This is a genomic window from Shewanella colwelliana ATCC 39565, from assembly GCF_000518705.1.
GTDB classification, from domain to species: Bacteria; Pseudomonadota; Gammaproteobacteria; order Enterobacterales; family Shewanellaceae; genus Shewanella; species Shewanella colwelliana.
In genome coordinates, this window is sequence record NZ_JAEC01000049.1 from 1 (window position 1) to 4,845 (window position 4,845).

Genomic DNA, 4,845 nt, shown 5'->3' on the forward strand with positions numbered 1-4,845 from the left:
ATGTCATCGAATCGATTTAATTAAGATAATAAGGAAGCTTAGTAGGAGGCTGAGGGCAGTTTATCGAGAACGTAACCCGTAAGGGGAGCTCTTAGATATGGGCACAGTCAGCGAAAATTGGAGCGGATGGCGGGAATCGAACCCGCGTTATCAGCTTGGAAGGCTGGAGTAATACCATTATACGACATCCGCGCAACCTAACTAAGGTTACCTAACTACCTAGAAAAATGGTGGAGGGAGAAGGATTCGAACCTTCGAAGGCTGAGCCGTCAGATTTACAGTCTGATCCCTTTGGCCACTCGGGAACCCCTCCACGTGTATCGCTTAAAACCAATTTAATAATAAGATAAAGATGGTGGAGGGAGAAGGATTCGAACCTTCGAAGGCTGAGCCGTCAGATTTACAGTCTGATCCCTTTGGCCACTCGGGAACCCCTCCAGAGAAATGGTGCCGGCACCAAGAGTCGAACTCGGGACCTACTGATTACAAGTCAGTTGCTCTACCAACTGAGCTATGCCGGCGTGTCATTTCGGTAGCGGATATTAGGTAATAGTGACGACAAGTGCAATAGCTAATTTTAAATATTTGCAAAAAAATTGGTTAAATGGCGGAATTTCATGCATTCACATCCATAAGCGCGCACTATTTGCCCAGATATTTACCAATTCATTACATAGACCAAAGGAAAGTAATTTTTGCAGTTGTTCCACTTATACCTATGGTGTACTGTGCGATGCCTAAGGGGAGATTTACACCATGCAATTAGACAGTCACATTCATAATGCGCTTTACTTGGCGTTTGAGCGCCAACAATGGGCCGAACTCAGAAAATCAGTGCCACTGACACTGAGTGAAAGTGAACTAGAAAATTTGCGAGGAATAAACGAGTCGATATCATTAGATGAAGTCACTGACATCTACTTGCCGCTTAGCCGTTTACTCAACCTAATTGTAGAAGCCAGACAACAACGTGGGTTAGTACTGAATCAGTTTTTAGGGCGAGTGCCACCTAAACGTCCTTATATCATCAGTATTGCTGGCAGCGTCGCGGTGGGGAAAAGTACCACCGCACGTATTATGCAAGCGCTGTTACAACAGTGGCCTGAACATCCAAAAGTTGATCTCGTCACTACCGACGGCTTCTTATATCCATTGGCGGAATTAAAACGTCGCGGCCTGCTTCAACGTAAAGGCTTTCCTGAAAGTTACGATATGAAGATGTTAGTGGAGTTCATTTCGAAAATTAAGGCCGGTGACAGCGTCGTTAAAGCGCCTATCTACTCGCACATTAGTTACGATAGAATTACTGACACCAATCAAGTCATTCAACAGCCTGATATTTTAATTATTGAAGGACTTAATGTTTTACAAACAGGACAAGATACTCACGTTGCTATCCAGCAGCCTTTTGTCTCTGATTTCGTTGATTTTTCTATCTATGTTGATGCAGAAGAGTCTCTGCTAAAAGATTGGTATGTTTCGCGGTTCTTGCAATTTAGAAGTGGCGCATTTAGCGACCCAAACTCCTATTTCCACCATTACTCAAGCTTGACCGACGATGAAGCAACAAAAATAGCCGCTAATATCTGGGATAGTATTAACGGCCCTAATCTTAACCTAAACATCCTACCAACGAGAGATAGAGCTCACCTGATCCTCCGTAAAGGTACTGATCATTTGATGAACCAGGTGTTACTAAGAAAATAATTTCTTATTGCGCGCGCAGCGATATTTCACCGCCGATATAAGCTTGAATCCCCAGTTCATTCTGCAGTAAAACCGCACCTTGATCATCAATACCACAGCAGGTGCCTTCAACGATATTATCGCCCATTAAGAGTTTAATGGGCTGACCATCGAATAGATCTACGTCTCGCCAAAGTTGTTTAAAGGCTTTAAGACCATCAACTTCAAATTGCTCCAGATCCTTCACAAGCTGTTGCTGCAACTTAATCATCAACATCGTTTTATCAGGCATTTGGGCCAATTCAGATAGATCACTCCAAGGCTGATCTATCTTTTGTGATTGTTGCTCAGACATTGACATGTTAACCCCAATGCCAATCACAACGTCACACACACTATCTGCCTGACCACTCATTTCGATTAACACGCCGGCCAGCTTCTTATGGTTTAAATAGATATCGTTCGGCCATTTCACTCCTACACCGGCAACGCCCATATTACGCAGCACAGTAACCAGTGAACAGGCAACAACAAGGCTTAGCCCCATAGCTTGTGCCATCCCCTGAGAAAACTGCCAATAAAGCGATGCATACAAGTGCCCGCCATAGGGCGATACCCAAGTGCGCCCACGACGCCCTCGACCAGCCGATTGATACTCTGCAACGCAAAGATCACCGCTGGTTAGCTCATTGACATGACCCAATAAAAACGCATTCGTTGAAGGTATATCATCGAAATAAAAACAGCGACTGCTTAATCCGCTCTTCAACACCTTCTCGTCAATTAAGCTAAGTGGTGTCGCCAACTTGTAACCCTTTCCCTTCACGCTAAACACGTCAACGCCAAACTCTTCTAAGCTTGCAATATGCTTGCTGACTGCAGCGCGAGAAATGCCAAGGTTTGTTGCTAACACCTCTCCAGAGATGAAACCTCCGCGACTTAGTTCTGCAATTATTGCGCGTTTACGCTGCCACTGATCATGCATTATCAATCTCCTTTTGCCCTGAGGCACCAATAATTCGAGGTTCGACTTCTAATGTGACGCCAAAAAGCTTATGTATCTTTGCTATAATATTGCGTGCTAACTGACACACGTCATCACCGGTTGCTTGATTTTTATTTACTAGCACGAGCGCCTGCTGCAAATGAACTGAAGCACCACCTACTGACGATCCTTTTAGACCCGCTTGCTCTATCAACCAACCTGCTGCAAGTTTCACGTCATGATCGCTCACTACATAACCGACAATATTAGGATAGCTTTCTTGCAACGATTCGAACTGTGATTTGCTGACAATGGGATTCTTAAAAAAGCTTCCTACATTACCTAATACCTTTGGATTCGGTAACTTCTGTTGCCGTATTGCACAAATACAATCAAACACAGCCTTAGGGGTGACACTTTCTCGGCTAAACCCTTTCAATGGTCCGTAACTAAGATTTGGACTCCATTGCTTATCGAGCCGTAATGCGACACTTAAAATAACTGCTCTTTGCTTTAGTTTTTGCTTAAATATAGAATCCCGATACCCAAAAAGGCATTCACTTGCATTGAGACGCTGACACTTACCTGTTTCTAAATCTAAGTATTCTACCCACTCACAGTATTGGGCAAGCTCTGCTCCGTATGCACCAATATTCTGTATCGGTGCCGCTCCAACAGACCCAGGTATTAAGGCAAGGTTTTCTAATCCTGGCATCTTATTTTCTAGGCAAAACTTAACTAAATCGTGCCAATTTTCGCCCGCTTCAACCACCAAATGATAGGCGTTATCATCTTCTTTAATAGCTATACCTTTACTTTCAAGCACGACTACAGTGCCTTGGAAATGACATGTCAGTACAATATTACTGCCACCTCCGAGTACCAATAACGGCGTATGCTCTAGCCTCTCATCTAAACAGGCTTTAACTATCTGCTGACGATTAGTAGCATGAATGAGTTTTTCACAAGTAGCATCGACGCCTAGCGTATTAAGGCCAGACAGTGAATTGTATGTATTGGTATTCATAAGATCTGTTTAGCGATTCAAAAAGTCATTGTAACGCATCGACTGTCTAGTGCATAAACCAAATACTTATCGCGCAAAAGTTCAGCTTATTTGGCTAAGGTTTGCGTAGAAATCAATAAGCAAAGCAGCTCTAACATTGAGTGCGAGCCAAAACTTGAGAGCGACTAGGTACCTTTCACAGCTAGCAATTCAAAATGTGTAACATGCAAAGTGTACTTTTCAGGAGGGATAAAACTGAAAGACTATAAATACTATAAAGACTATAAACACCTACTATTGTGCATCGTATGCACGCCGAAAATTGATGATTGATAGTGGAAACCCTCAATCAGCGGCCAATCGATATCCAAATAGCTTTTTCGCGCGGCCGATATAGTTACAAGGTGGCCCCCAATTACCACCAACGATTTAGGTGAGTCTGGTTTATCACTCTCACCCTTGGCTCACGCGGATCTAAGCCATGCCGAAAAGGTCGGGACTATTTTCTACCAAGCCAACATCAAATTTAGCCTTAAAACCACAGAGCCTTCTCCCTATGAACTAATGTTGGAAGTAGAGTCAGTGCAGACGCTATCTACTGCCCATCACACAGATAGCAGCCTTGTATAACATGCACAATAGCTCCCCATTGCTCGCGTAATTATTTCACAAGCGGGCTTTATAGACTCTCTTTACGAGAAATTAGGAGTCTGGGAATGACCAACTCTCCTAGTTTGCGCAGCGAACACATGGGGGCGAAGAAGCTCCGCTATGTATGCAACGCATTCAGGAGCTAAGTAGCGCAAGTAACTTGTTACGAAGCTGGAGAGCCCGCTTAGCGGCGGGGTGACGTCGGGGGTATGTGGTTTCGCGAAGCGCATATACGAAAAAAGCCCTAGCGTTTTTTGCTAGGGCTTTTTTCGTGTATTAGGCGCCTGGAAATGACCTACTCTCACATGGGGAGACCCCACACTACCATCGGCGCGATTGCGTTTCACTTCTGAGTTCGGGATGGGATCAGGTGGGGCCACAATGCTATGGTTTCCAGACAAATTTGGTAAATTTGAAAAGCTGCTCTCAATTCTGTATTTCAAGAAGCAAGAGATATTAAAATTGAATCACACTAAATCAAGTGTCTGTATTCTTTCGCTAAAGTTAACCATTAACT

Annotated in this window: 3 protein-coding genes, 4 tRNA genes and 1 rRNA gene; 1 reads left to right on the forward strand and 7 read right to left on the reverse strand. The window is 43.9% G+C overall.

Features of this window, described 5'->3' with window-relative positions; translation table 11 throughout:
- Positions 1 to 118 precede the first annotated feature (118 nt).
- From L876_RS0116155 to L876_RS0116170, 4 genes are all read right to left on the reverse strand, one after another.
- Positions 119 to 192 (reverse strand) — tRNA-Gly (locus L876_RS0116155).
- Between the two features lie 36 nt (positions 193 to 228).
- A tRNA-Tyr gene (locus tag L876_RS0116160) sits at positions 229 to 313 on the reverse strand.
- Between the two features lie 40 nt (positions 314 to 353).
- Positions 354 to 438: transfer RNA gene (locus L876_RS0116165), tRNA-Tyr, on the reverse strand.
- A 7-nt stretch (positions 439 to 445) separates the two neighbouring features.
- Positions 446 to 521 (reverse strand) — tRNA-Thr (locus L876_RS0116170).
- A 235-nt stretch (positions 522 to 756) separates the two neighbouring features.
- On the opposite strand from L876_RS0116170, the gene coaA reads away from it, so the two are divergent.
- A complete protein-coding gene (coaA, locus tag L876_RS0116175; protein ID WP_028764750.1) occupies positions 757 to 1,707 on the forward strand; it encodes a type I pantothenate kinase in 951 nt (316 codons plus the stop codon).
- Between the two features lie 4 nt (positions 1,708 to 1,711).
- On the opposite strand, the gene birA is transcribed toward coaA, so the two are convergent.
- The 3 genes from birA to rrf all read right to left on the reverse strand — a co-directional run bounded on the left by birA (position 1,712) and on the right by rrf (position 4,726).
- On the reverse strand, positions 1,712 to 2,671 hold the full coding sequence (gene birA, locus L876_RS0116180; RefSeq protein WP_028764751.1) for a bifunctional biotin--[acetyl-CoA-carboxylase] ligase/biotin operon repressor BirA: 960 nt from the start codon (positions 2,669 to 2,671) through the stop codon (positions 1,712 to 1,714).
- Positions 2,664 to 3,698 carry a UDP-N-acetylmuramate dehydrogenase gene (murB, locus tag L876_RS0116185; RefSeq protein ID WP_028764752.1) on the reverse strand — a complete coding sequence of 345 codons (1,035 nt, stop codon included), beginning with the start codon at positions 3,696 to 3,698 and terminating at the stop codon, positions 2,664 to 2,666. Before murB ends, birA begins: the two co-directional genes overlap by 8 nt.
- A 912-nt stretch (positions 3,699 to 4,610) precedes the next feature.
- Positions 4,611 to 4,726: ribosomal RNA gene (gene rrf / locus L876_RS0116190) — 5S ribosomal RNA — on the reverse strand.
- Between the last annotated feature and the right edge of the window lie 119 nt (positions 4,727 to 4,845).